The following is a 22,238-nucleotide window of genomic DNA, read 5'->3' as shown; positions in this document are numbered from 1 at the left end:
AATTAAAATTAGCTTTACTTGACAGCCATTAGCTAAAATGATTAATCATCAGCCACTATGATGAATACCTATACCCTGGTTTTGGGCTGCGGGGCGCTTGCCGTCTTTTACGCCTTGTTGATGGTTCGATCGATTCTTGCGGCTCCCATGGGCAATGAAGCCATGCAAAAAATTGCCCTCGCCATTCAAGAAGGCGCAAAAGCTTATCTCAATCGTCAATATCAAATGATTGCTCTGATTGGATCGATCCTATTCATTGCCATCTACGCCCTGTTAGGTCTTTATGCTGGTATTGGATTTTTAATAGGTGCTATTTTATCGGGCATTGCTGGTTACGTCGGCATGAATTTGTCTGTGCGGGCCAATGTCCGAACCGCCGAAGCAGCGCGAAAAGGCCTGCAACCGGCTTTGGATATTGCTTTTAAATCGGGAGCCATTACCGGCTTGCTGGTCGTTGCCCTGGGAATTCTAGGAATCACGGGATACTACATGGTCCTGCGCTCCTACGAGCTTGAAACCCGTACACTTTTAGAGGCTTTGGTCGCTTTGAGCTTTGGCGCTTCTTTAATCTCTATTTTTGCTCGACTAGGCGGAGGAATCTTCACCAAAGGTGCAGACGTCGGAGCCGATATGGTGGGGAAAGTAGAAGCAGGAATTCCAGAAGATGACCCTCGAAACCCAGCGGTCATCGCAGACAACGTGGGAGACAACGTGGGAGACTGCGCGGGTATGGCAGCGGATCTCTTTGAAACCTATGTGGTGACTTTGGTAGGAACGATGTTGTTGGCGGGAACTTACTTTAGCGGCGACCAAATGGAATGGATGATGGCTTTCCCCATGATCATCGGCGGCGCTTGCTTGTTAACCTCCATTTTAGGAACCTTTTTTGTCAAACTTGGTCGTTCTCAAAACATCATGGGTGCCCTCTACAAAGGCTTCGCAGTGACCGCAGTCACCTCAGCGATTGCCATCGCTCTCATCTGCCAGTGCTGGTTAGGCCTGGATACTGTTTTGACAACCACTCATGGCACTTTCACCGGGCTCAATTTGTTCTATTGCTGCTTGACCGGTTTGGTTGTCACCGGGCTTATCATGCGCATTACCGAATACTACACGATGACGAACTATCGCCCAGTTCGAAGCATTGCTGAAAGCTCGGTCACCGGCCACGGTACGAACATCATTCAAGGGATTGCCGTTTCCATGGAAGCAACTGCCCTGCCCGCTCTTGTGATTTGCGCAGGTATTTTGGTTTCTTATCAAAACGCTGGATTATTCGGTATCGCCATAGCAGCCACCACCATGCTCGCAGTTGCCGGAATGATTGTCGCTCTCGATGCCTACGGTCCAGTCACTGATAACGCAGGCGGAATTGCCGAAATGTCCAACATGCCTCCGGAAGTCCGAAAAACGACGGATGCTTTGGACGCGGTTGGAAACACCACCAAAGCGGTGACCAAAGGCTATGCGATTGGTTCGGCGGGTTTTGCTTCGTTGGTTCTATTTGCAGCATTTATTGAAGATGCTCGCTATTACTTTCCTCAGCACACACTTTCGTTTTCGCTGGAAGATGCTTATGTCATGATTGGCCTGTTCTTAGGCGGTCTGCTGCCTTACTTGTTTGGTGCGATGAGCATGATGGCAGTTGGTCGAGCTGCCCAGTCGGTTGTTCTGGAAGTCCGTCGACAGTTTAAAGAAATCCCAGGCATCATGGATGGAACTGGAAAACCGGATTACGGTAAAGCAGTCGATATTTTGACCAAAAAAGCCATTCATGAAATGATCTTGCCAAGCTTGCTGCCGGTTGTCGCTCCGGTTCTGGTGTTCTTTGCCATGTGGGGTGCTGTCGGTCAGCGCGAAGCGCTAGTCACCCTGGGCTCAATGCTCTTGGGGCTTGTGGTCACAGGACTCTTTGTTGGGCTTTCCATGACTTCCGGTGGAGGCGCATGGGATAACGCTAAGAAGTACATTGAAGAAGGTTTCTTCGGAGGCAAAGGATCGGAAGCTCACAAAGCGGCCGTTACCGGCGATACCGTAGGCGATCCGTATAAAGACACAGCAGGACCTGCGATTAATCCAATGATCAAGATCGCCAATATTGTGGCTCTTTTGCTCTTAGCGGCAGTTGCGAAACTCGGCTAGCACAAGCATTGGCAAAATTTTTCTCTTTCGGGTTAACAAGAGTCCCGGAGGGTTTTATCTGCGGGAATAATATCTCACACAAAAACCTTCTCGTGGCTCTTCCCGATCGAGATTCCATTCCGAAGCTAAAAAATCAGGAAAGAAAACGTCTCCAGGGTATTCTCCCTCAACCGTTGATAAGATCATATGGGTTGCAAACGGCAAAGCAGCTCGAAATATTTCTCCTCCTCCAGCAATCATCAGCTCAGGTGCTTCACACTTAGATTGAAGCGCAGCTTCTAAGGACAAACCCCGATGGGATACCACCCGAATCTCTCGGCCAACCAGAGTCTTTCCCCCTAAAGATTCAAAGGTTTTTCGGCCCATGATCACAGGCTTACCCAGTGTTTTTTCTTTAAAGTGCTGAAGTTCGGACATCAATCGCCAAGGAAGACTTCCTTGAAAACCGATGACGCGGTTTTTATCCATCGCAGCAATGAGAGTGATTTTTTTCATATCGCTACCGGAGCCGATAGCCGTGGATGATGCTGATAGCTTAGGATTTCGATATCTTCAAACTGAAAAGCAAAAATATCTTTCACTGCGGCATTGAGCTTCAATGCAGGCAACGGCAATGGCGCTCGAGCTAATTGGATCTGCACTGGCTCGAAATGATTGGAGTAAATATGCGCATCTCCAAAGGTATGAATATACTCTCCAACCTGAAGATCGCAAACTTGAGCAACCAAATGCGTCAACAATGCATAAGATGCAATGTTAAATGGAACCCCTAAGAAAGCATCGCCGCTTCGTTGATAAAGCTGGCAAGAAAGCTTGCCCTCGCAAACGTAAAACTGAAAAAGCGTGTGACAAGGCGCTAAGGCCATTTTGGGCAAATCGGGAGGATTCCAAGAAGAAACAATAAGCCTTCTCGAATTGGGATTGGTCTTAATTTCATGAATCAGCCAGGCAATCTGATCTACGCCTCCAAAATTCCGCCATTGATGACCGTAAATAGGCCCCAGATTTCCGTGGCTATCCGCCCATTCGTTCCAAATTCGGATACCGTTATCTTGCAAGTAAGCAATATTGGTCTCGCCCTTTAAAAACCAAAGAAGCTCATGAACGATTGACTTCGCATGAACTTGCTTGGTCGTGACCAAAGGAAACCCAAGGCTCAAATCGAAACGCATTTGATAACCGAACACACTGCGTGTTCCGACTCCAGTTCGATCCTCTTTGGTTTGGCCGTTCAAAAGAATGTGCTGAAGGAAATCCAAATACGCTTGCATGCATTCTTGTTGCCATGAAACGCACACCTATTCAAACAGGTGCGAAGTCTACTCGCTGTGACTGCGATCCGATCGAAATGCCTGAATCAATGCATGATTTCCAGACAGCAAAACCTCAGGCACTCGATGTTCTTCAAACTCAATCGGCTTGGTATACTGAGGGTATTCTTTCGCAATGCCTTCGGTATGCGATTCTTCCAAGAGCGATTCTGGATTTCCCAAGACACCTGGAATATGCCGAAGCGTGGCATCGATCATGACTAAAGCAGCAAGCTCTCCCCCAGTCAGCACGTAGTCTCCAATAGACAAGGACTCATCCACATAATGCTGAATACGAGCATCAATTCCTTCGTAGCGCCCACAAACAAACACCAAGTGCTCATAGGAAGCCAGGCGTTTTGCGTCGGCTTGCTTAAATTGCTTCCCAGCAGGATCCGTTAAGATAATGCGTGTCGATGTGCCTTCTTGTAACACGGAACGTAAAGCCGAAACAACAACGTCCACACGCAAAATCTGACCTGCTCCGCCCCCGCAAGGAGCATCATCAACCGTTTTATGCTTGTCTTTGGCAAAATCTCGGATTGGAACTTCTTCAACATCGACTAAACCTTGCCGTTGAGCCCGAGCTATCATGGAAGAGTTCAAAATCGAACGCGTTGATTCTGGAAATAGCGCGACTAAACTAAACTTCATCCGAATAATCTAAAAAAATGGTCCGCGTTTTTTCATCCACTGAACACAGAATTGGCTTTACGAAAGGCACCAAAAAGCTACCATTCAATTCCACAAGGGTTTGCGCGCGATTATCGCTAAATCCCGAGACAACACCCAAGATCTTTCCTTCGAGATTCAAGGCTGAAAATCCCACGAGATCTGCCAAGTAAATCTCATCTTGAGCTAAATCGGGAAAATCCGTCCGACGAACCCATATTTCAGAGTTGACCAGCTGCTCTGCCTGAGTGCGAGTGTCAATCGACCGCAGACGCACACGAGCTCCCGGTAGAATCTGTTCAATACTCAAGTAACGAACTTCCCTTTGCACCAAAGCAAGCTCGATGCCGGGTCGAAGAACTTCCCCATCTGGATGAAAGAGGCGGCAAATAAGAGCCCCTTCAATACCGTGAGCTCGTCCGACTTTTCCTAGACAGACCCAATCAGGCGGCAACGGATTCATCGGATTTTTGCTCAACAGGAGGCTCCACTATCTCTAAGCCAATCACACGATTTTGATGCGCAGCAAAAGCAGAAATCAAAATGCGCATGGCTTTTGCTGTTCGGCCTTTTTTGCCAATGACCTTCCCTAAATCAGCGCGGGAAACATGAATAGCATAGGTCGTATCTTGTTCTGACTGCTTTTCTTCTATCTGAACTTCTTCTGGGTGTTCCACCAAAGAAGTTACGAGATAATGCACAAGTTCTTTCACAGTTTAAGCAGCAGGCTGGATGGCTCGAAAACGCTTAATCAGGTTCCCAACTGTGTCAGAAGGTTTTGCTCCCAATTTCTGCCAGTGTTCAATCCGATCCATTTTGAGACTGATAGGAGCCTTTTCAGCTCTGGGATCGTAGTATCCAACTTGCTCAATAAAGCGGCCATCGCGCGGCATACGATGATCAGCCACCATGACACCATAAAACGGACGATTCTTAGCCCCACGACGAGAAAGTCGAATAACAACCATGTTCAAAAAACTCCTAGATGCTCGATAAGACCTCAAAGAGAGGGTTTTGTCAATGGAGCCTATCATTTTGAGTGCCTGCCAAACACCCAAGATCCGAGATTCGGTATGATAATCGCCAATAACGTGGTAACTTAAGAGTCTCATGATTCGTTTGAGTGATATTTTCGAAATGATAAAAAATTATCACCCAACCGCTGATTTGGACCTGATTCAAAAAGCCTACGTCTACTCTGCCAAAGTGCACGCAGGCCAAGTTCGAAAAAGCGGAGAGCCCTACTTAAGCCACCCGATGGAAGTCGCCAAAATCCTGGCAGAGCTCAAGCTCGATGAAGCTAGCATTTGCACGGGTTTGCTCCATGATACGGTGGAAGATACCCTGGCTACTCTCGAAGAAATTCAGACCCTTTTTGGAAAAGACATTGCTCATTTGGTCGATGGCGTCACCAAGCTATCTCAAGTGCAATTTAAAAGCACCGAAGAAAAAATGGCCGAAAACTTCCGGAAAATGTTGGTAGCGATGTCCAAAGATATTCGGGTTCTATTGGTCAAGCTAGCCGATCGACTGCACAACATGCGCACGCTTCAATACATGAAGCCCGAAAAACAAGAGCTGATTGCGGAAGAGACCTTAGAGATTTACGCTCCGCTTGCGAATCGTCTTGGCATTGGCTGGATTAAAGTCGAACTCGAAGACCTCAGCTTCAAATACCTAAAACCTCTGAATTACCAAGAACTCAAAGAAAAAATCGGAAAGACGAAGCGCGAACGATCGAGATTCATTGAAGAGATTTTAACCGATATCCATCGAGCCATGAGCGGTTCAGGAATCCAGCACTTTGAGATTTCTGGAAGACCTAAACACCTGTGGTCAACCTATCGCAAAATGGTCGATAAATGTTTGAATTTTGAAGACATTCACGATCTGATCGCGTTTCGGATTTCAGTCGATTCCATCAGCCAATGCTACGAAGCCCTGGGAGCGGTGCACACCATTTGGAAGCCGGTACCCGGAAAATTCAAAGACTACATCGCCATGCCAAAGCCTAATGGCTATCGAAGCCTTCATACAACTCTGATTGGCTCTAAGGGAGATCGCATTGAAGTGCAGATTCGAACTTTTGAGATGCATCAAGTTGCGGAATCCGGCATCGCTGCTCATTGGAAATACAAAGAAAATTTCAGCCAACCGGTGTTAGCGACGGATGCAGCGGATCGTGGATTCTCCTGGTTAACGCAACTCATGAGCTGGCAACGTGAACTCAAAGATCCGAATGAGTTTTTAGATTCGGTCAAGGTTGACCTATTTTCCGAGGAAGTTTATGTTTTTACGCCCAAGGGCGATGTGATTGAGCTCCCTCAGAATGCAACCATTCTAGACTTTGCTTTTGCGATTCATTCCGATCTGGGAATGCATTGCGTCTCGGCTCGAGTCAACAATCAAATGGCTCCTTTAAGACAGGTACTCCAAAGTGGAGATACCTGCGAAATTATCACGCATAAAAATCAACTCCCCAATCGCTCTTGGTTGGATTACGTCAAAACCTCGAAAGCCCGAACGAAAATTCGCAATCTTCTCAAACAGCAGGAACGCGAAAAAAGCGAAGCCATTGGACGTGAACTACTAGAAAAAGAATTTCGTCGATATGGCACTAGCCTTCAAAAATGGGCTCAGCATGAAGGGCTTCAAGATTTTTTGAGTCAAGATGGACTCAGCGCTTTGGGTTATGGCAAACTGGAACCCCGGAATATTATCCAAAAAATATTTCCTTCTGAACAGCTGGGGCAAATTAGGCCCGATGAACCCAAGAGCACCCTGGGAAGATTGATAGACCGATTTTCCAAAAAAGCCACAACAGGGATTAAAGTCGAAGGTATTGAGCACATTCTCGTTCATTACGCTCGATGCTGCATGCCCATCAAAGATGACCCCGTGATCGGTTTTGTAACGCGCGGACGTGGCCTTACCATTCACCGAAGCAACTGCCAAAAAATTCATGAATTAGACCAGAACCGACGAATCGAAGTCTTTTGGAACAACCAAGTCTTTACAGCGCGACCGATCTACATTCGAATCATTACAGATCATCGAGGTGGTATGCTGGCGAGCATATCTATGGCTTTTAGCAAAATGAACATTAATATCTTGGAAGCGAATTGCCGAGCCATGGATAACGGTCAAGCGATCAACACTTTTAAATGCTGCGTTCAAGATTTAGAAGAACTCAAGTGTGTCTTGAAACGCCTGCAATCCATACGCGGCGTACATTCTGTGACTCGATCGCGATCCTCCACTCCATAAGGCTCGATTTTCAGTCTGAGCATCTGCTAAACTGGTCAAATGCGATCTCTATTGCTCTTCACTCTGGCGCTCTCCGCTCCTATCTTTTCCAAGGGTTTACTAAGCGAAGCTTGGAAAAAAGCACTCAAAAGCAACCAGGCAGCGGGTTCGTCTTCTGAAACGCAGCCCAACAAAACCCCCAAACCGCTGAGCGAAATACAACAAGTGCTAGCTCAACTGAAACGAATCGCGGAGCGTCCGGGTGCTCTCGCGGATCAAAAAGCCTGTGTCAATCGCCAGATCGAAATAGTCGAACGATTGGCTCAAATGGTTCAGACCGCTTACGACAGACTTCAAGAAGCCACCCGAATCAACGACTTTGAGAATATGGCCCTTTACCAAGCTAAACTGAAAGCCGTTCACAAAAAAGCAGCGAACGCAATCTTGGAGAGCAGTGCTTGTTTCGGAGCAACAGCCCAGCAAAACGCAGCCGAAGAATCCCCGGAAGAAGCTGCTTTGCGCGACAACACAACGGTCACAGACTTTTCAGCAATCACCGTGAATACCCCAGGACAAGCAGTCGTTTTGGATGAAAATCCAGCAAGCCCATCCCAGTAGCTTAATCTTGCTGCGATCGATACTTTCTCATCCACTCGTGAGTCAGAACAACAGGAATGTAAAACACCACATCTCCGGCCAGTTTGCCTACCAAGAGCCCTACCATAGGCCCCATCATCTCTGCTCCAACGAAAAGAGAAAGAGGTCGGATAATCAGACTGTCTAAAATCTCAGCAGGTCCAAACTCTGTCAAGATATGCCATAGATTTTCCTTGGCTCGTACACGCTGAACAACCAGCGTTCCATAAAAACCAACATTCTCTCCCATCGCACCCGCATAGGCAGCTATCCAATGAACATCCGCAAAATGCTCGGACAAAAAGTAGCCTGCATACACTCCCAGAATCGCAAATATTTCGGCCAGCCCATAGCGTCTAAGCCACCTTTTAAGAGTCTTCACCATATAGCTCATGTTAATGCTTCATCACCCGATGAGGGTCAAGAGCGTCTCGCATTCCATCACCAAAAAAATTAAAGCAAGCGACGGTAATCAAAATAAAAAAACCAGGCCAGAACGCTAAGCTTGGATCTGTTTTCATATAATCCATCGCGCTGTTCAACATGTTCCCCCAGGAAGATACAGGGGGTTGGATCCCAAGCCCTAAAAAGCTTAAGCTCGCTTCATACAAAATATTGCCGCCTACTTCCAAGGTCGCAGCCACGATAATCGGCGCTAGGGAATTCGGCAAAATATGAACCCACAAAAGTCGAATATCCGTTGCTCCAAGCGACCGAGCAGCCGTCACAAATTCCAGGGTTTTGAGTTGCATGGCAGCAGCGCGTGCGAGCCTTGCGACAGTCATCCATCCAAAAAAAACAATAATTAAAATGAGCTTAAGCACCGAAGCCCAGTTCCCATCCATCATGCTCTCGCTACCAAAAATCATTTTCAAATCAATGGCTGAGAAGACAATCATCAACGGCAATACCGGAATTGAAAGCATCGCATCGGTGAATCGCATCAAGACCGAATCCAATACTCCGCCATAAAAACCCGCAAGCAGGCCAATCAACGCGCCTATCAAGGCCGATGTCAGGGCAGATAAAACGCCCACTGTGAGGGAAATTCGCCCTCCAAAAAGAAGCCGTGTAAAAACATCCTGCCCCAATTCATTGGTTCCCATCAAATGAGGCCAGCCTGCCGGAGAATTTATCAAGGACAAATCGGCCATATCGTGTGAAACCCCTAAAAGAGCTTCGATCCATCCTGCCGCCAGCGCAAGCATGCAGAGTATCAACAGCACAATGCTGGCATAAAAAGCCAATTGATGATTCCGAAAGCGCTTCCAAATAAGCTGTTGATGGGTCTTTGTCATGAATTTCTCATTCTAGGATCCACCCAACGATACAACCCATCGGCCAACAGATTACCAACCATCACCCAAAAAGCCGATATTAAAAACACAACAATTGCAACATAATAGTCAGAATTTAAAATTGCATCGTATTGCAAACGCCCCATTCCAGGCCATGAAAACACCGTCTCAGTCAACACAGCTCCCCCAAACAAAACTGGGATCGAGAGGGCCAACAAGGTTACAATGGGAATCAAAGCATTTCGAAGAGCATGCTTAAAAATCACTTTGTTTTCACTTAAGCCTTTGGCGCGAGCGGTTCGAATATAATCGGAAGGCAAAATTTCCAACATCGATGCCCGCATGTAACGAAGCCATCTGCCTGCATACGCGATAGACAATACACAGACAGGCAAAACCGCATGCGAAAAACGGTTCACCAGTTGGTTCCAAAGTTCATCTTTTTCAACTCCAGGAGTTAAAATTCCTCCTGCAGGAAACCATTGAAGACGCTCAGCAAAAATATACATAATCAAGATGCCGAACCAAAATACCGGCAACGATATCCCAATAAACGCCAAAAAATTGAGTCCATAATCAGACCAAGAGTATTGCCGACGCGCAGTATAGATTCCAAGAGGCAAAGCAATCAAAAGCGAAAGCAAAATTGCCGGAATCATGAGCGCGAGGGTATTCGCCACTCGACCTTTTAAGAGCTCCCAAACAGGTCGCTTGTAGGTATTTGAAAAACCCATCGCCTGTGTATCTCCTAATAGTACAAAGATAAATCCTCGATTAAAAATTTTTAGATTCGGCATTGGATCGCGTTCAACGGAAAAAGCTCCGAAGGCTTGGTCTCCTATTTTATTTCGCACAGAGAACTGGATTGCCTTTTGACCTCGACCTCTTTCTGGCCAAGTGTAAACCCCCGAAGAATCAAGCATTCCTGGACTGCCGTGAATAAGCTCAAAGTGCAATTTCTCGTCCCCTCCCATCACGAAACGATTTAAATCAAGCGTAAAATGCTTCGGAACATCCATCACTTGACTGGGTATGGGCAAAACTCCAACCTTGCTCACAGGGTGCTGTTTTTTCCAAATCGTGCCGACAGACTCAAGGCCCGACTCATTTTTAACGACATACCAAACACGTCCCCCCGATAATTGGCCGCCAAAAAGCACATGGGCATTTTGAGGCAAGGTAGAACCCAGCATTGGGGCTTTCAAGGGTTCATAATAACCCCACATCCAACGCAGGTACTGAACATACCAGGGCTGATCGAGTCCTTTTAACTTTTTGAGTCGGATCACATCTTCCGCTTTGATACGAGGGTTGCTGGTGATCAGCAGATCAACGGGATTTCCCGGCATTTTAAGCATCAACACAAAGAGAAAAACGCTCAACGCAGCAAGAATGAGCCCCATTTGCAAAAATCGAATTCCCAAGACTTTCACCCTACCAACTCCATTCGTGGGCATTCCAAGTGACAGGTTGCAAAATTCCGGTTGGTTTCCAATTTTTGAGGCCTTTTTTAGTAATGGTTACTTCCACTCGAAAATAGAGCGGTAAGGCAGGAAGCTCTTCTGCTAAAACCGCTTCTAATTCTTGACCCAAACGAATACGCTTAAGCACATTCAGCTCCAACGAAGCTGATTTTAAAAGCTGATCCACCTTTGCATCGCAAAATCCCGGTATATTTTGGCCTAAAAAACTGTTGGACTCTCTCGGAATATGATCGCAGCGCCAAAGAGTATCCGATAGTTTGACAGGGTCTTTCACCCAGGAATAAAGCGCCATGTGTTGAAACCTTCGTTTATGAACGGTTTCTGAGAAGAAGACCTTGGCAGGTTGATTCTTAATCTCAATCTCTACCCCAATTTTACGCCATTCCGCTTGAAGCAACTGTTCAACACGCTCTCGCGATTTATTGCCCGAAGTACTCATCAAGACAAGCTTGAGCGGTTTTCCATTTTTTCGACGTATTTCTTTGGGCTTGCTTAAAAGCCAACCGGCTTCCTCTAAAAGCTGATTCGCTCTCGAAACATCGTATGCGTATTTTCGTACATCCGCATTATAAAATGGAGACTTTTCGGGCTCTGTTCCATGGGCCACAGGCTGCTTACCCGCAAAGAGCAAGTCGGCAATTTTGGCTCGATTTGCTCCATACGCCAAGGCTTGTCGAACACGCTTATCCTGTAGAATGGGGTTGTCCAAGTTGAAATCGATGTGCTCCCAAAGCAGTCCTGGGGTAAAGTAAAAATGATAATCTTTCCCAAAGCGCTTTTGAAAGTTAAGCGCCTGATCTAAATCCAAGCCCACGGAAGAAATGGCATCGATATCTCCTGCCACTAAATTCGATTCGAGCGTGTTCGTCTGAGGAATGATGCGCCAAATGATTTCGTCGAGCTTAGGACGGTGCTTACCCTTGGCAAAAAGGTTGCGACGAGCCCTGATCGTTTCTCCGGGTAGCCACTGATGAATCGTAAACGCACCCGCAAGAAGAGGCTGCTGCCCAAATTCATGTTGTTTGAGCTTCTCTGGATTTGCTCGATAAATCGGCCCGATAATATGAGCTGGAAGCGCTTCGTGATTTCGATAATTATGATAATAAGCGTAGTGCTCTTTCCAGGTAATGACCAAGGTTTTAGGGTCTTTTTGCTCCATCTTTTCAATGGCTTCGATGCTGGTGCGATCGATGACTTCTTGCGTTGGATCCTGTGTAATTTCATAGTTCAGAATAAAGTCATCAGCCACCAACGGCTTGCCATCTGCCCAGAAAAAATCATCTCGAATCTTCCAAGTGGTTCGCATTTTTTTTGCACCATTCTCGATAAAAAGCTGCAAACCACCATTGGCAAGCGTTGGTATCTCCTTAGCCGCCCACGGAATCAGATCCCAATTCTCATTGAAAATGGTCAACGTGTAATTCCCAATTCGCACGATCTCTTCTGAGACCATCATCTCCTTAAACGGAACAAATAACGAGTCCGGTTCCTGTGAAAGACCAATAATCACGGTTCCCGGCCGAACAGGGCCAGATTCAACCTGAACTGCTTGGGGGGAACAAGCGAACCAAAAGACCCCACTCAAGAGCCCAAAAACTGGGTTGCTCATCTTAAACATCAAGGATACAGAATAGTAGAGGAGATTTATCTATGTCAACAAAAACGATCGTGAGGGTCTTGGCTGTTGTCCTCATCACATTCTTGTCCGCTTGCAAGCCAAGATTGCTCCCGAACTCGAGTATTCCTGACACCAAACAAAATCGAGCCATTTCTGAATTTATGGAGAATTACAAGACCGCTATTCTCAATCGCTCGGTCTCCGAGATTATGGCCATGGTCGCACCGGATTACCTAGAAACCAACGGAACCGCCGATCCATCGGATGATTATCATTTTTCTCAGCTTCAAAAAAAGCTGGATGAAACCTATTCGCACATCAAAGAAATCAATCTTCGCTACCACATCCAAAGTATCGTTCGAAAAGAAAACACCTTTAACGTCTACTATTACTACAACCAACATAGTCTGATCGCGATGCCAGCTGAAGAAAAATGGATGGCAGTGAACGAAGTAAACCGCTTGGTGCTGAAGATGAAGGGCCGCTCGGTTTCAAGCGGATTTGAGATCGTCAGCGGCCTTTAATTATTTTTCTTCATTCGGCCTTCTTTGTTGACTTGCCGAGCACGGCCCAGCGCCAAAGCCTGAGCTGGAACGTCTTGTGTCACGACACTGCCTGCTCCAACATAGCTTCCTTTTCCGAGCTTAACTGGGGCTATCAAAGTGCTGTTGGATCCAACAAAAACGCCATCTTCAACTTGGATCGAATGCTTTCGAGTTCCATCGTAATTGCAGGTAATGGTACCCGCCCCAATATTGCAAAATTCACCTACTTCTGCGTCTCCGATATAGGCTAAATGATTCACTTTGGATCCTTTTTTGAAACTCGCTTTTTTTGTTTCAACAAAGTTACCAATTTTGCATTTTTCCCCCAGCCGACTTCCAGATCTAAGATGAGCAAAAGGTCCTACCTGAGTACCAGCTCCTATTTCCGATTCTTCTATCACCGAATAGGCTTTAATCCGAGCGCCTGTTTCAATTCGAGTTTTTCCGGAAATCTGCACCCCAGGCTCAATGAACGTATCCGGCTCAATGGTCACGTCGGGTCCAATATAAGTAGAGACAGGATCTACCATTTGAACCCCTTGGCGCATCCAGTGGGTATTGATCCGTTGGCGTAAGACGCTCTCAGCATAGGCCAATTGCGTGTAATCATTCACCCCTAAAGTCTCGGCTTCATCAACCAATACGGTGGCTACCGAACCGGCCGCACACGCAACCAGATCCGTTAGGTAGTACTCTTGCTGATAATTGTTGTTTGTCAGTTTGAATAAGTGCTTGAGCAGGAAATCTGTTCGAAACACATAGATCCCCGAATTGATCTCAGCGATTGCTCGCTGCTCGAGCGTGGCCTCTTTTTCTTCCACCACTCCGCACAGTAAGCCTGAATTGTCGCGAATGATTCGACCGTAACCCCTTGGATTTTGAACGAATGAGGTGAGCATGGCCATCTCATTGCCTTGCAAAGAGTCGAGCAACTGACGAAGTGTCTCGGCCCGGATCAAAGGAGTATCTCCGTACAACACCATGACTGCGCCGGAGAACGATTTTTCCAAAGCTCGAAACGCCTGTTGAAGCGCATGCCCCGTTCCTAACTGCTGAGACTGCACGACTGTCTGTGCAGAATCCGGCAAAACAAGCCGAACCTGCTCTTGTTGGAAACCGACAACCGCCAATAAGTGTTCGGGGTCCAGCGAGGATGCAACATCCAAGCTCCAGCGGCACAACGGTTTCTCTAAACAAGTCTGAACCATTTTGGAGCGGGAACTCTTCATCCGAGTTCCTTGACCCGCACACAACACCACACAGGCTAATTTTGTCATCCGGGCATTATATCGCCTTGTTTCTGCATCCTGCAACTACTTGGAACAACGAGCTTCCCAAAAACCGACCAGGATTCCTGCAAATCCGTATTCGATCGCATTTCCGAACATCCATCCAAGGGCTAACGCAATCGGGATCGGAAGATAGAGGTAGAAATTGGCCATGCAGACTCCAACGATAACTCCAATTCCCAAACCCATTCTAAGGCCTGAACGCCAATTTTGCACTTTGGATACGGCAAGGTTAAAGAGAACAAAGAATAAAGCCTGAATCACAGAAACAGCAAAACCAGCTGCGTGACTCATTTCTTCCATGGGGCGCCACACAGAAGCACTTTCTTTGTAAAGTGAGTCCAGCAATATTCCATGCAGAACAAAATCCATGAAAAACCAAAGTAAGACAATTGAAATAACCGATGCGAATATTTTTCCTGTTTTCATCGAAAACTCCTATTTATTCAGCCTTCTATAGCGACCGATTTCCTAACTGGCAAGCATTGGAATCGCTCACGATGCCATTATCGATTAATCGAACCCGAGGCTTGTTGCCAATGTAAGCAGCAATCAACAACCGAACATTCTCCGAAACAAAGCCCTCGATCGGCTTCAGAGATATTTCGCTGACAAACTCCAAGTAGTCTAGTTCAAGCGATATCTGTTTAAGAGCTATTTTCCGAAGCGTATCGATGCTTTTTTCACCTTCCAGAACCGATTCTCGTACGGTGCAAATTGCTTGATAGAGACAGCTCGCTTCTTGCCTTTGTTCCCGTGTCAAGTAAGCGTTTCGAGAGGACAGAGCCAAACCGTTTGACTCTCGCACAACAGGAACCCCAACAATATGGACGGGGATCCAAAGATCTCGAACCATTTTTTGGATCAAGAACAGCTGCTGAAAATCTTTTTCTCCAAAGTAGGCTCGATTCGGTCGAACCAAATTGAACAAGATATTCACAACCGTCAAAACACCCTCAAAAAAAATAGGGCGACTGACTCCGCAATATTGCTTTGCCAACCAACCGCCGCAAATCCGAGTGTCAAAAGCCGGATGATAAATATCTGAAGCAAGAGGACAAAAAACAATATCCACTCCGGCTTCATGACAAAGCTCTAAGTCACGTTCGAGCGTACGAGGATAAGAAGCAAAATCTTCGTCGGTACCAAATTGCAAAGGATTCACCAAAATGGACACAACGACTTCTTCACATTCCTGACGTGCTTCACGCAGGAGGGCTAAGTGACCGTTATGAAGAGCTCCCATGGTGGGCACAAACGCTCTTTTTAGAGAACTCGGCCAATCAAGCATATCTTGAGAACATCGAATGACCTGCATCTAATCTAAGTACTCCATAGGATCTCGATAAACTCCCAATTCTTGAATCGCATAATGAAGATGAGGGCCGGTGCTCTTACCGGTACTCCCAACTTCACCTATCTTTTGCTTGCGAGCAACGTATTCGCCTTGCCGAACACTCGTATTGGAGAGATGACCGTAAAAGCTTCGGATCGAATTTGCATGCTCTAAAACAATCAAGTACCCCAAGGCTCCGCCGTCGCCCGAAAACACAACTCGGCCCGGTGCTGAAGCAGCCACGGAGGTTCCATGAGGCGCTACGATATCAACTCCGGAATGCATCGCGACTTGATTCGAAAACGGGTCTAAGCGAAACCCAAAGCCGCTGGAGATCGGACCTAGAACAGGCCATTCGTTCGGCGTGGGCTTAAAGATTTGCTCGATTTCATCGAGGTAAGCCTGCATTTCACGGGTGCTTCGATCCCAGTCAGAATCTTGAAGAGCCCTATTATGGTTGGATAGGGTCTGGTTTTCACGTTGTAAACCCTCGTTTTGGATCAGTAAAAATCCAAGCATCATCCCGGCAAAAATCCACTTAAACATAAACTAAGACGATGGTGGTGTTATCATGCCCACCCCGACTGTTCGCCAGATCGACCAGATGTTGAGAAGCATTGTGGGGCTCCACTGTTTGCAACGCCTGAAGAATCTCCTCATCTTCTACCAAAGTATTCAGGCCATCGGTACACAGAAGAAAGACATCTCCTTCTAAGGCATCCAAAGACGTCATATCGACGTCCACGTCATCTTCAAAGCCTACAGAACGAGTGATAATGTTACGATAACGGCTTGATTTCGCTTGATCAGGCGTCAGAAAACCCGCTCGACATTGTTCTTGAACCAACGAATGATCTTCGGTTAGTTGCTGGATTTCTCCCGAGCGAATAAGATAGGCTCGGCTATCTCCCACATGAGCAATCGTTGCTCGCCCATTCTTCAGCAACAAAGCCGTTACCGTTGTACCCATCCCACGAAGCTCTGTTTTATCCTGGCTTTCCCGATAGATCTGCTTGGAAGCAGTTCGTATCGAATCCCCTAAAAGCTGTGGATATTGTTCGAGCTCAACCTCGTCTAAATGATCGTGAACCACTTTTTCAATAATCGAGACCGCCAACCGAGAAGCACGTTGCCCACCAGCGTGCCCGCCCATCCCATCGGCTACAACAAAACAGCGTATCCGGTCGGATACCCAAAATGCATCCTCGTTGCGTTCTCGCCTGCATCCTCGGTCACTGACTGCGTAGTGCTGCACGAATCCAACCTGAACTTTCTTAAGTTAGAGCAGCATACCAGCCATCGCTGCCGTTTGGAAAGAAGTCAACGAACCCGCAATCATTGCGCGAAGGCCTAATTTCGCAAAATCGGTTCTTCGATTGGGTGCCATCGTGGCAAGGCCGCCGACTTGGATACCGATTGAACTAAAATTAGCAAAACCACAGAGCGCATAGGTGGCAATCACCACGCTCTTGGCATGACCAAAAGATGAATGCTCAATGTCGCTCGCCATCTGGAGATACGCCACAAGCTCATTAATGACCGTTTTCGTTCCAAGCAAACTCCCCACCAACGGAGCATCGGACCAAGGCACTCCCAGTAACCAAGCCAAAGGTGCAAAGAGTTTGGAAAAAATAAACTGAAGAGTAAAGCCTTCAAATCCAAAATATCCCGCTGTCGCCGAAATGCCCCAGTTTAAGAAAGCAATCAAAGCGATGAACGAAATAAGCATGGCTGCAACACTTAATGCTAAAGACAATCCGTCGGTTGTGCCACGTGCAGCGGCATCGAGAACATTTGCATCTTGTTTTTCTACAACCACGCCACAAGAATCCAACGTTTCAGGTTTAGCCGTTTCCGGAACCATGATCTTGGCAAAAACGAGCGATGCCGGAGCGGACATAATGCTCGCGGCCAGAAGGTGCCCAGCAATATCGGGGAAATAGCCCATCAAAATCGCAACGTAAGCAGCCATGATACCGCCCGAAACATTCGCAAATCCACCGGTCATAACCGCCATGATTTCTGATCGAGTCATGTTAGCTAAAAATGGCTTTACCAACAACGGAGCTTCGGTTTGACCCACAAAAATATTGACTGCAGCCGAAAAACTTTCCGCGCCCGAGGCTCGCATCGTACGCCTCATGGCCCACGACATTCCACGTACCAACCATTCGAGTGCTCGGATATGGTACAAGACAGCTGTCAAAGCAGAAAAGAAGACGATGGTTGGAAGAACCGAAAACGCAAACATCCCACCTACATGCACCATCGCCCGCGTGCCTTCCGGAAGGCCATCGATCGCTATATCATTGTGAACCAAGTTCCCAAAAACAAACTGAGCCCCTTCGTTTGAAAAAGATAAAATCTTTAAAACACCATTATTCGCTGCTTCAAAAAAATCTTTTCCCCACCGCATCTTCAGCACCAAGAACGCAAAAGAAAACTGTAGAAAGATCCCAAAAGAAACCAGTCTCCACGAAATGGCACGGCGATTGGATGAAAGCAAAACAGCGAACAAAATCATCGCCACGCAGCCCAATAGCCCAGTCAAACGACCTGCTAAAGATTGTTCAACAACCCCTTCTTGGAGCTGGGCCAACATGCGGCCTTCAGCAGGCAGAAAAGAACTTAGAAGACCCAGCAAGATAAATCCAATTTTCATATTTTTTCACTCAATATCAATGCAACAGACGCCGAACAACCTAACCGATTGGCTCCTGCTTGCAACAATCCTAATGCAAACTCACGGGACTTGATTCCGCCCGAAGCTTTCACACCGTAACCACTGCCAACCACTTCCCTCATCAAGCGAACATCTTCCAGAGTGGATCCACCCGTCGAAAAGCCGGTTGATGTCTTCACAAAATGAGCGCCTCCATCGACTGCCAACTGACACCCCAAGCGTTTTTCAACCTCATCCAACAAACAAGTCTCAAGAATCACCTTAACCGGATAAGGCGCTGCTCGATGAACAACCGATTCAATATCTTCCAAGACCGCTTTGAAATCTCCACCCTTCAAAGCCCCTAGGTTGATCACCATGTCGATCTCGCGAGCGCCCTTGTCAATCGCATCATGCGCTTCATACGCTTTACTCGCCGTTCGATTGGCGCCCAAGGGAAATCCGACCACTGCAATAGGTTTCACAAGCCCCTCTCCGAGCCGAGCGCTCACGCGAGGGATCCAATACGGATTGACACACACGGCCGCAAAACCGTACTGCAACGCTTCTGCGCAAAGACGTTCAATCTCTGCTTCCGTCGCATCCGGCTTTAAACACGTGTGATCAATCAACGCTGCTAGGTTATGGGACTCCATCCGCACGGGGGCTTGTCTTTCAAGTTCAAAGCGTCTAGTCAATCGGGTCATGGCTCGTTCGTCCGCCGATTCTCCCTCTTTAAAGGAACAAAGACAATATCATATTGGCTTAAAGTCTGACGAAGTAGCGGATTTGATCCTGCTCTGCGGAGATCCCGATCGAGTTCATAAAGTTGCCAAGCACTTTGATCGCATTCACCATCAAGTCCAAAACCGAGAATTTGTGACCAGCACAGGCATTTATCAAGGCCGCGCGGTGAGTGTCATTGGAACGGGGATCGGAGCCGACAACACGGAAATCGCTGTTGTAGAGCTTGCTCAATTGGTGAAGAATCCCACTTTTATTCGCATTGGCTCAACCGGATCCTTGCAGCCTCAGATTGGAATCGGAGGACTGATCCTCAGTACAGCAGCGATGCGGCTCGAAAATACCACCGACTACTACGTTCGAAAAGAATACCCTGCCGTGGCACACTTTGAGGTTTTGACCGCTCTCTCACAAGCCTGCAAACATCTGGGAGAGCCCTACCATGCTGGGATTACAGCGACGGCTCCAAGCTTTTATGGAGCCCAAGGCAGAGAGATACCGGGGTTTTTTCCGCGTTTCCCAAATTTTTGGCAAGAACTTGCTCAAATTGGCGTTTTAAACCTGGAGATGGAGGCAAGCGCTCTCTTGACCCTGGCTAGCCTTCGCGGATTTCGTGCAGGCGTTATCTGCGCGGTTTACGCGAACCGGCCCAACAATGAATTTATCTCGGACGTCGAAAAGAAAGCAGCGGAAGACCGGGCGATTCGTGTCGCCTTGGAATCTCTGGCTTATTTGTGATTGAATGACCCTCGTCTTTGTTGAAAATCACGATTCATTCAGCTTCACATTGGTGGACTATTTAAAGCGCATCTCAACGCAGGTATTGGTCAAAGATCATTCTGAAAAACCTTGCTTGGATACAGCCTCCTGCCTCGTTTTGGGGCCTGGGCCCGGTACTCCCAACGATTCTTCCAGACTGATGCAGTGGCTTGAACAAGGAGTTCAAAAAAAAATTCCAATCTTAGGCGTCTGTTTGGGGCATCAAGCCATTGGAGTCTATTTCGGTGCTTCTCTCGTCAAGGCTCCACGAGCGATTCATGGGGAAGCGCATTGGGTAAAGCATTCTGGACAAGGGCTGTTTCATCAAATTAGCCAACCCGCTCAATTTACACGCTACCATTCTCTGGTTTTGCAAGATCTTCCAGATTCACTCGTGGCGAGCGCACAAAGCGAAGACGGTCAGATCATGGCCATCCAACATCGCGAAAAACCCATTTTTGGGGTACAGTTTCACCCAGAAAGCTTTTTATCCCCGGAAGGTTTTCGATTGCTGCAAAATTTCTGTTCTTTCGTGCAATGCCCCCAAACAGTGCTCCGATCCACTAGTAAAAGCATCTCAGGGACCACTCATATATAGATAAGCTGCTCATACAGGCAGTAAAGCAATCCCACTGCCTGCAAAGGTAACGATGTTTTTTACAAAACTAGAGCGCCGGCATGGCGTATACGCCTTGTGCGCAAGTCAAATACACCCACTCGTTGCCAGCTTGGATAGACGAACACGAACCGCCATTGAAAGATGTAGTGCCTGATAATACTGGGAAGGTCGTATTTTCTTGATAAACTTGCACCCTTGTTGATAATGCGTTGTTACACGCTACATACAAGAAACCACCCGTCGAGGCCACTAAAGGGGAAGCACAAGCCGAAGTTGGCACAACCACACGTGGCGCAACTAACGCGGCGCTGCCTTGCATGGAAAATGCCTGGGATACTGGGAACATTAAGAAAACAACAAAAAGGGAAAGGACCATTTTTTTCATTTTTTACTCCTATGCAATCGATAAAACGGGCTCTCAAACCAGGTTTATTGATTGCACTGGCAGATCTATTCCCTTAATTTTTAAATCACAACCACATGTGCCAAACCCGAACAGGGCGTAAACGTGTGGATCTTTTGGTTGAGTTTAAAAACCAACGTTTTGTCGTTGAAACGAAAATTAACTACGGTCCCAAAACCTTAGCGGATGAATTGGAACAGACCGCAGATTACATGGATAAAAATAATTCCACCCAGGGACACCTTCTGCTGTTTGATACCAAGAGTAAAAAACCCTGGGGTAAGAAGATTTATCAAAAAATCCACCAGGTTGAGCCTCAGAGCGTTAAAGTGTGGGGGCTTTAGATAATGGCCTCTTGATATTTTGCAAACAACAAGGCAGTCTGCTCAGACTTAAATCAACCAGGAGGAGTGGCCGAGCGGTTTAAGGCACTGGACTTGAAATCCAGCGTAGGGGAAACTCTACCGTGAGTTCGAATCTCACCTCCTCCGCCAGTTAACAAGCTCATTTTTTAATCCCAATATAAATATCAAGCGTTACGTTGTTATAATCTCTACTGCGTTCATCATAAATTTCAAAGTCTGCAACATAAGCTCGTTCACCACCTAAATCAGACACATCCATTTTCCATATGTTTTGCCACATGTCGATGCATGCATCAGGCATTGGTCCTGGCTGATTTGTAAATTTTGCATAATTCTGATCAGGTATCGTAAGCATCTCAAATTCTTGATCGACGCTTTCAAAAGAGCTTACCTCTTCGCCAATAAAACAGGTGTAATGACCGTTCACATCGCTTTCGTAATGGGTATAAGCGCAAAAGGTTGTTCCAGGATTTTTTCTGTCTTTGATCTTCTCGGCTAATCCATTGTTAAAATATTTCTGAGCTAGAACTGCAATTTTATTAACAGAAGGATCGCTTCCAAAAACTTGTGCATTATTGGTTCTCGTGGTTATACCAACCAATTTCAATTCCATTCGTGTTGTCATTGTTTTTTGCATATTGACTCCTTATCACGATCGTTCAACTTTGGCAGCAAAGCTGTGCTTGAGCACGAGCCTCTTGATCGACTCGTTCGTTGTATTCATGACCAGCATGCGCCTTGATCCATTCCCACTCAACTTCGTGAATCTGAGCAACCCTCACAAGTTCTTGCCATAAACTCTGATTCTCAACGGGTTTATTCGAAGCGGTTTTCCAACCACGCCTCTGCCAATTGAATACCCATTCACTCATTCCGCGAACGACATATTGACTATCGGAGAAGAGTGTCACTCTGCAAGGCCGTTTCAGAGCTTTCAGACCCTGGATAGCCGCCAAAAGCTCCATCTGATTGTTGGTCACATTCGGTTGAAAACCCGAAACCAACTTTTCATGCTCACCCACTTTCAATAAAGCAGCCCAGCCTCCTGGGCCTGGATTCTTTAAGCAAGATCCATCTGTATAAACTTCAACTTCATCCATCTTTGTCATT

27 protein-coding genes and 1 tRNA gene are annotated in these 22,238 nt (G+C 46.8%); 8 read left to right on the top strand and 20 right to left on the bottom strand.

All coding sequences use genetic code 11. The annotated features are described in order from the left end of the window. Window positions 1–57: 57 nt before the first annotated feature. The gene (locus tag I8H75_04615; GenBank protein MBH2006606.1) at window positions 58–2,142 is read left to right on the top strand and encodes a sodium-translocating pyrophosphatase; all 2,085 of its coding nucleotides are present in this window, start codon (window positions 58–60) and stop codon (window positions 2,140–2,142) included. A 54-nt stretch (window positions 2,143–2,196) separates the two neighbouring features. Here I8H75_04615 and I8H75_04610 read toward each other — a convergent pair whose 3' ends face one another. The 6 genes from I8H75_04610 to rpsP are packed head-to-tail and all read right to left on the bottom strand — an operon-like array spanning window position 2,197 to window position 5,092. Next, entirely contained in the window at window positions 2,197–2,637 is a 441-nt protein-coding gene (locus I8H75_04610; GenBank protein ID MBH2006605.1) for a dihydrofolate reductase, read from the bottom strand. Continuing rightward, on the bottom strand, window positions 2,634–3,413 hold the full coding sequence (locus I8H75_04605) for a thymidylate synthase (GenBank protein MBH2006604.1): 780 nt from the start codon (window positions 3,411–3,413) through the stop codon (window positions 2,634–2,636). The genes I8H75_04610 and I8H75_04605 overlap by 4 nt, the downstream gene beginning before the upstream one ends. A 48-nt stretch (window positions 3,414–3,461) precedes the next feature. Continuing rightward, window positions 3,462–4,106 (bottom strand): tRNA (guanosine(37)-N1)-methyltransferase TrmD, encoded by a 645-nt coding sequence (gene trmD, locus I8H75_04600; protein ID MBH2006603.1) that lies wholly within the window; start codon window positions 4,104–4,106, stop codon window positions 3,462–3,464. Then, window positions 4,096–4,587 (bottom strand): 16S rRNA processing protein RimM, encoded by a 492-nt coding sequence (rimM, locus tag I8H75_04595; protein MBH2006602.1) that lies wholly within the window; start codon window positions 4,585–4,587, stop codon window positions 4,096–4,098. Before rimM ends, trmD begins: the two co-directional genes overlap by 11 nt. After that, window positions 4,568–4,825: a KH domain-containing protein gene (locus I8H75_04590; GenBank protein MBH2006601.1), complete on the bottom strand. Its 258-nt coding sequence runs from the start codon at window positions 4,823–4,825 to the stop codon at window positions 4,568–4,570. Before I8H75_04590 ends, rimM begins: the two co-directional genes overlap by 20 nt. Window positions 4,826–4,840: 15 nt before the next feature. Next, entirely contained in the window at window positions 4,841–5,092 is a 252-nt protein-coding gene (gene rpsP, locus I8H75_04585) for a 30S ribosomal protein S16 (GenBank protein ID MBH2006600.1), read from the bottom strand. Between the two features lie 142 nt (window positions 5,093–5,234). Between rpsP and I8H75_04580 the strand changes: the two genes are divergently transcribed. Together I8H75_04580 and I8H75_04575 are read left to right on the top strand one after the other, a co-directional pair. Continuing rightward, window positions 5,235–7,391, top strand: a complete 2,157-nt coding sequence (locus I8H75_04580) for a bifunctional (p)ppGpp synthetase/guanosine-3',5'-bis(diphosphate) 3'-pyrophosphohydrolase (protein MBH2006599.1) — start codon at window positions 5,235–5,237, stop codon at window positions 7,389–7,391. 39 nt (window positions 7,392–7,430) lie between these two features. Then, complete coding sequence (locus tag I8H75_04575) at window positions 7,431–7,988, top strand: hypothetical protein (GenBank protein MBH2006598.1); 558 nt, start codon at window positions 7,431–7,433, stop codon at window positions 7,986–7,988. Between the two features lies 1 nt (window position 7,989). On the opposite strand, the gene I8H75_04570 is transcribed toward I8H75_04575, so the two are convergent. The 4 genes from I8H75_04570 to I8H75_04555 are packed head-to-tail and all read right to left on the bottom strand — an operon-like array spanning window position 7,990 to window position 12,406. Then, on the bottom strand, window positions 7,990–8,391 hold the full coding sequence (locus I8H75_04570; GenBank protein MBH2006597.1) for a hypothetical protein: 402 nt from the start codon (window positions 8,389–8,391) through the stop codon (window positions 7,990–7,992). A gap of 10 nt (window positions 8,392–8,401) precedes the next feature. Further along, a complete protein-coding gene (locus I8H75_04565; protein MBH2006596.1) occupies window positions 8,402–9,304 on the bottom strand; it encodes an ABC transporter permease in 903 nt (300 codons plus the stop codon). Continuing rightward, window positions 9,301–10,737: an ABC transporter permease gene (locus I8H75_04560; protein MBH2006595.1), complete on the bottom strand. Its 1,437-nt coding sequence runs from the start codon at window positions 10,735–10,737 to the stop codon at window positions 9,301–9,303. The genes I8H75_04565 and I8H75_04560 overlap by 4 nt, the downstream gene beginning before the upstream one ends. A 1-nt stretch (window position 10,738) precedes the next feature. Next, entirely contained in the window at window positions 10,739–12,406 is a 1,668-nt protein-coding gene (locus I8H75_04555) for a peptide ABC transporter substrate-binding protein (protein MBH2006594.1), read from the bottom strand. Window positions 12,407–12,438: 32 nt separating this feature from the next. On the opposite strand from I8H75_04555, the gene I8H75_04550 reads away from it, so the two are divergent. Further along, window positions 12,439–12,930: a hypothetical protein gene (locus I8H75_04550; protein MBH2006593.1), complete on the top strand. Its 492-nt coding sequence runs from the start codon at window positions 12,439–12,441 to the stop codon at window positions 12,928–12,930. Here the strand turns inward: I8H75_04550 and glmU are convergent. From glmU to deoC, 7 genes are read right to left on the bottom strand one after another with little or no spacing between them, the layout of a single operon-like run. Beyond that, a complete protein-coding gene (gene glmU / locus I8H75_04545; GenBank protein ID MBH2006592.1) occupies window positions 12,927–14,228 on the bottom strand; it encodes a bifunctional UDP-N-acetylglucosamine diphosphorylase/glucosamine-1-phosphate N-acetyltransferase GlmU in 1,302 nt (433 codons plus the stop codon). The two genes, I8H75_04550 and glmU, sit on opposite strands and share 4 nt — an antisense overlap. Before the next feature lie 36 nt (window positions 14,229–14,264). Next, window positions 14,265–14,669 (bottom strand): hypothetical protein, encoded by a 405-nt coding sequence (locus I8H75_04540; protein ID MBH2006591.1) that lies wholly within the window; start codon window positions 14,667–14,669, stop codon window positions 14,265–14,267. 25 nt (window positions 14,670–14,694) lie between these two features. Continuing rightward, complete coding sequence (locus tag I8H75_04535; GenBank protein MBH2006590.1) at window positions 14,695–15,558, bottom strand: pantoate--beta-alanine ligase; 864 nt, start codon at window positions 15,556–15,558, stop codon at window positions 14,695–14,697. Beyond that, window positions 15,559–16,122, bottom strand: a complete 564-nt coding sequence (locus I8H75_04530) for a M23 family metallopeptidase (GenBank protein MBH2006589.1) — start codon at window positions 16,120–16,122, stop codon at window positions 15,559–15,561. Next, window positions 16,115–16,831 (bottom strand): Stp1/IreP family PP2C-type Ser/Thr phosphatase, encoded by a 717-nt coding sequence (locus I8H75_04525; protein MBH2006588.1) that lies wholly within the window; start codon window positions 16,829–16,831, stop codon window positions 16,115–16,117. The genes I8H75_04530 and I8H75_04525 overlap by 8 nt, the downstream gene beginning before the upstream one ends. A 24-nt stretch (window positions 16,832–16,855) precedes the next feature. Further along, the gene (locus I8H75_04520; protein ID MBH2006587.1) at window positions 16,856–18,238 is read right to left on the bottom strand and encodes a NupC/NupG family nucleoside CNT transporter; all 1,383 of its coding nucleotides are present in this window, start codon (window positions 18,236–18,238) and stop codon (window positions 16,856–16,858) included. Continuing rightward, entirely contained in the window at window positions 18,235–18,894 is a 660-nt protein-coding gene (deoC, locus tag I8H75_04515) for a deoxyribose-phosphate aldolase (protein MBH2006586.1), read from the bottom strand. The genes I8H75_04520 and deoC overlap by 4 nt, the downstream gene beginning before the upstream one ends. A 49-nt stretch (window positions 18,895–18,943) precedes the next feature. Here deoC and I8H75_04510 point away from each other — a divergent pair, with 49 nt between their 5' ends. Both I8H75_04510 and I8H75_04505 read left to right on the top strand, forming a co-directional pair. Continuing rightward, the gene (locus I8H75_04510) at window positions 18,944–19,720 is read left to right on the top strand and encodes a nucleoside phosphorylase (protein MBH2006585.1); all 777 of its coding nucleotides are present in this window, start codon (window positions 18,944–18,946) and stop codon (window positions 19,718–19,720) included. A gap of 4 nt (window positions 19,721–19,724) precedes the next feature. Further along, complete coding sequence (locus tag I8H75_04505) at window positions 19,725–20,339, top strand: aminodeoxychorismate/anthranilate synthase component II (GenBank protein ID MBH2006584.1); 615 nt, start codon at window positions 19,725–19,727, stop codon at window positions 20,337–20,339. A 67-nt stretch (window positions 20,340–20,406) separates the two neighbouring features. Here the strand turns inward: I8H75_04505 and I8H75_04500 are convergent, their stop codons facing one another. After that, window positions 20,407–20,745, bottom strand: coding sequence for a hypothetical protein (locus I8H75_04500; protein ID MBH2006583.1), 339 nt, complete (start codon window positions 20,743–20,745; stop codon window positions 20,407–20,409). A 125-nt stretch (window positions 20,746–20,870) separates the two neighbouring features. On the opposite strand from I8H75_04500, the gene I8H75_04495 reads away from it, so the two are divergent. After that, window positions 20,871–21,107, top strand: coding sequence for a hypothetical protein (locus I8H75_04495; GenBank protein MBH2006582.1), 237 nt, complete (start codon window positions 20,871–20,873; stop codon window positions 21,105–21,107). A 60-nt stretch (window positions 21,108–21,167) separates the two neighbouring features. Then, window positions 21,168–21,257, top strand: a tRNA-Ser gene (locus I8H75_04490). 10 nt (window positions 21,258–21,267) lie between these two features. On the opposite strand, the gene I8H75_04485 is transcribed toward I8H75_04490, so the two are convergent. Next, the gene (locus I8H75_04485; protein ID MBH2006581.1) at window positions 21,268–21,765 is read right to left on the bottom strand and encodes an AraC family transcriptional regulator; all 498 of its coding nucleotides are present in this window, start codon (window positions 21,763–21,765) and stop codon (window positions 21,268–21,270) included. Window positions 21,766–21,787: 22 nt separating this feature from the next. Next, window positions 21,788–22,228 carry a ribonuclease HI gene (gene rnhA, locus I8H75_04480; GenBank protein ID MBH2006580.1) on the bottom strand — a complete coding sequence of 147 codons (441 nt, stop codon included), beginning with the start codon at window positions 22,226–22,228 and terminating at the stop codon, window positions 21,788–21,790. Window positions 22,229–22,238: the final 10 nt, after the last annotated feature.

This window comes from Myxococcaceae bacterium, from assembly GCA_016000045.1.
Classification (GTDB): domain Bacteria; phylum Myxococcota; class UBA727; order UBA727; family JABDBI01; genus AER2-1.
This window is presented reverse-complemented; position numbering and strand designations above follow the sequence as displayed.

Bases quoted from the DNA above. Each gene is read 5' to 3' on its own strand.
- I8H75_04615 (MBH2006606.1), top strand. From the start codon at position 58: ATGATGAATACCTATACCCTGGTTTTGGGCTGCGGGGCGCTTGCCGTC.
- I8H75_04610 (MBH2006605.1), bottom strand. From the start codon at position 2,637: ATGAAAAAAATCACTCTCATTGCTGCGATGGATAAAAACCGCGTCATC.
- I8H75_04605 (MBH2006604.1), bottom strand. From the start codon at position 3,413: ATGCAAGCGTATTTGGATTTCCTTCAGCACATTCTTTTGAACGGCCAA.
- trmD (MBH2006603.1), bottom strand. From the start codon at position 4,106: ATGAAGTTTAGTTTAGTCGCGCTATTTCCAGAATCAACGCGTTCGATT.
- rimM (MBH2006602.1), bottom strand. From the start codon at position 4,587: ATGAATCCGTTGCCGCCTGATTGGGTCTGTCTAGGAAAAGTCGGACGA.
- rpsP (MBH2006600.1), bottom strand. From the start codon at position 5,092: ATGGTTGTTATTCGACTTTCTCGTCGTGGGGCTAAGAATCGTCCGTTT.
- I8H75_04580 (MBH2006599.1), top strand. From the start codon at position 5,235: ATGATTCGTTTGAGTGATATTTTCGAAATGATAAAAAATTATCACCCA.
- I8H75_04575 (MBH2006598.1), top strand. From the start codon at position 7,431: ATGCGATCTCTATTGCTCTTCACTCTGGCGCTCTCCGCTCCTATCTTT.
- I8H75_04570 (MBH2006597.1), bottom strand. From the start codon at position 8,391: ATGGTGAAGACTCTTAAAAGGTGGCTTAGACGCTATGGGCTGGCCGAA.
- I8H75_04565 (MBH2006596.1), bottom strand. From the start codon at position 9,304: ATGACAAAGACCCATCAACAGCTTATTTGGAAGCGCTTTCGGAATCAT.
- I8H75_04555 (MBH2006594.1), bottom strand. From the start codon at position 12,406: ATGTTTAAGATGAGCAACCCAGTTTTTGGGCTCTTGAGTGGGGTCTTT.
- I8H75_04550 (MBH2006593.1), top strand. From the start codon at position 12,439: ATGTCAACAAAAACGATCGTGAGGGTCTTGGCTGTTGTCCTCATCACA.
- glmU (MBH2006592.1), bottom strand. From the start codon at position 14,228: ATGACAAAATTAGCCTGTGTGGTGTTGTGTGCGGGTCAAGGAACTCGG.
- I8H75_04540 (MBH2006591.1), bottom strand. From the start codon at position 14,669: ATGAAAACAGGAAAAATATTCGCATCGGTTATTTCAATTGTCTTACTT.
- I8H75_04535 (MBH2006590.1), bottom strand. From the start codon at position 15,558: ATGCAGGTCATTCGATGTTCTCAAGATATGCTTGATTGGCCGAGTTCT.
- I8H75_04530 (MBH2006589.1), bottom strand. From the start codon at position 16,122: ATGTTTAAGTGGATTTTTGCCGGGATGATGCTTGGATTTTTACTGATC.
- I8H75_04520 (MBH2006587.1), bottom strand. From the start codon at position 18,238: ATGAAAATTGGATTTATCTTGCTGGGTCTTCTAAGTTCTTTTCTGCCT.
- deoC (MBH2006586.1), bottom strand. From the start codon at position 18,894: ATGGAGTCCCATAACCTAGCAGCGTTGATTGATCACACGTGTTTAAAG.
- I8H75_04510 (MBH2006585.1), top strand. From the start codon at position 18,944: ATGGCTCGTTCGTCCGCCGATTCTCCCTCTTTAAAGGAACAAAGACAA.
- I8H75_04505 (MBH2006584.1), top strand. From the start codon at position 19,725: ATGACCCTCGTCTTTGTTGAAAATCACGATTCATTCAGCTTCACATTG.
- I8H75_04500 (MBH2006583.1), bottom strand. From the start codon at position 20,745: ATGAAAAAAATGGTCCTTTCCCTTTTTGTTGTTTTCTTAATGTTCCCA.
- I8H75_04485 (MBH2006581.1), bottom strand. From the start codon at position 21,765: ATGCAAAAAACAATGACAACACGAATGGAATTGAAATTGGTTGGTATA.
- rnhA (MBH2006580.1), bottom strand. From the start codon at position 22,228: ATGGATGAAGTTGAAGTTTATACAGATGGATCTTGCTTAAAGAATCCA.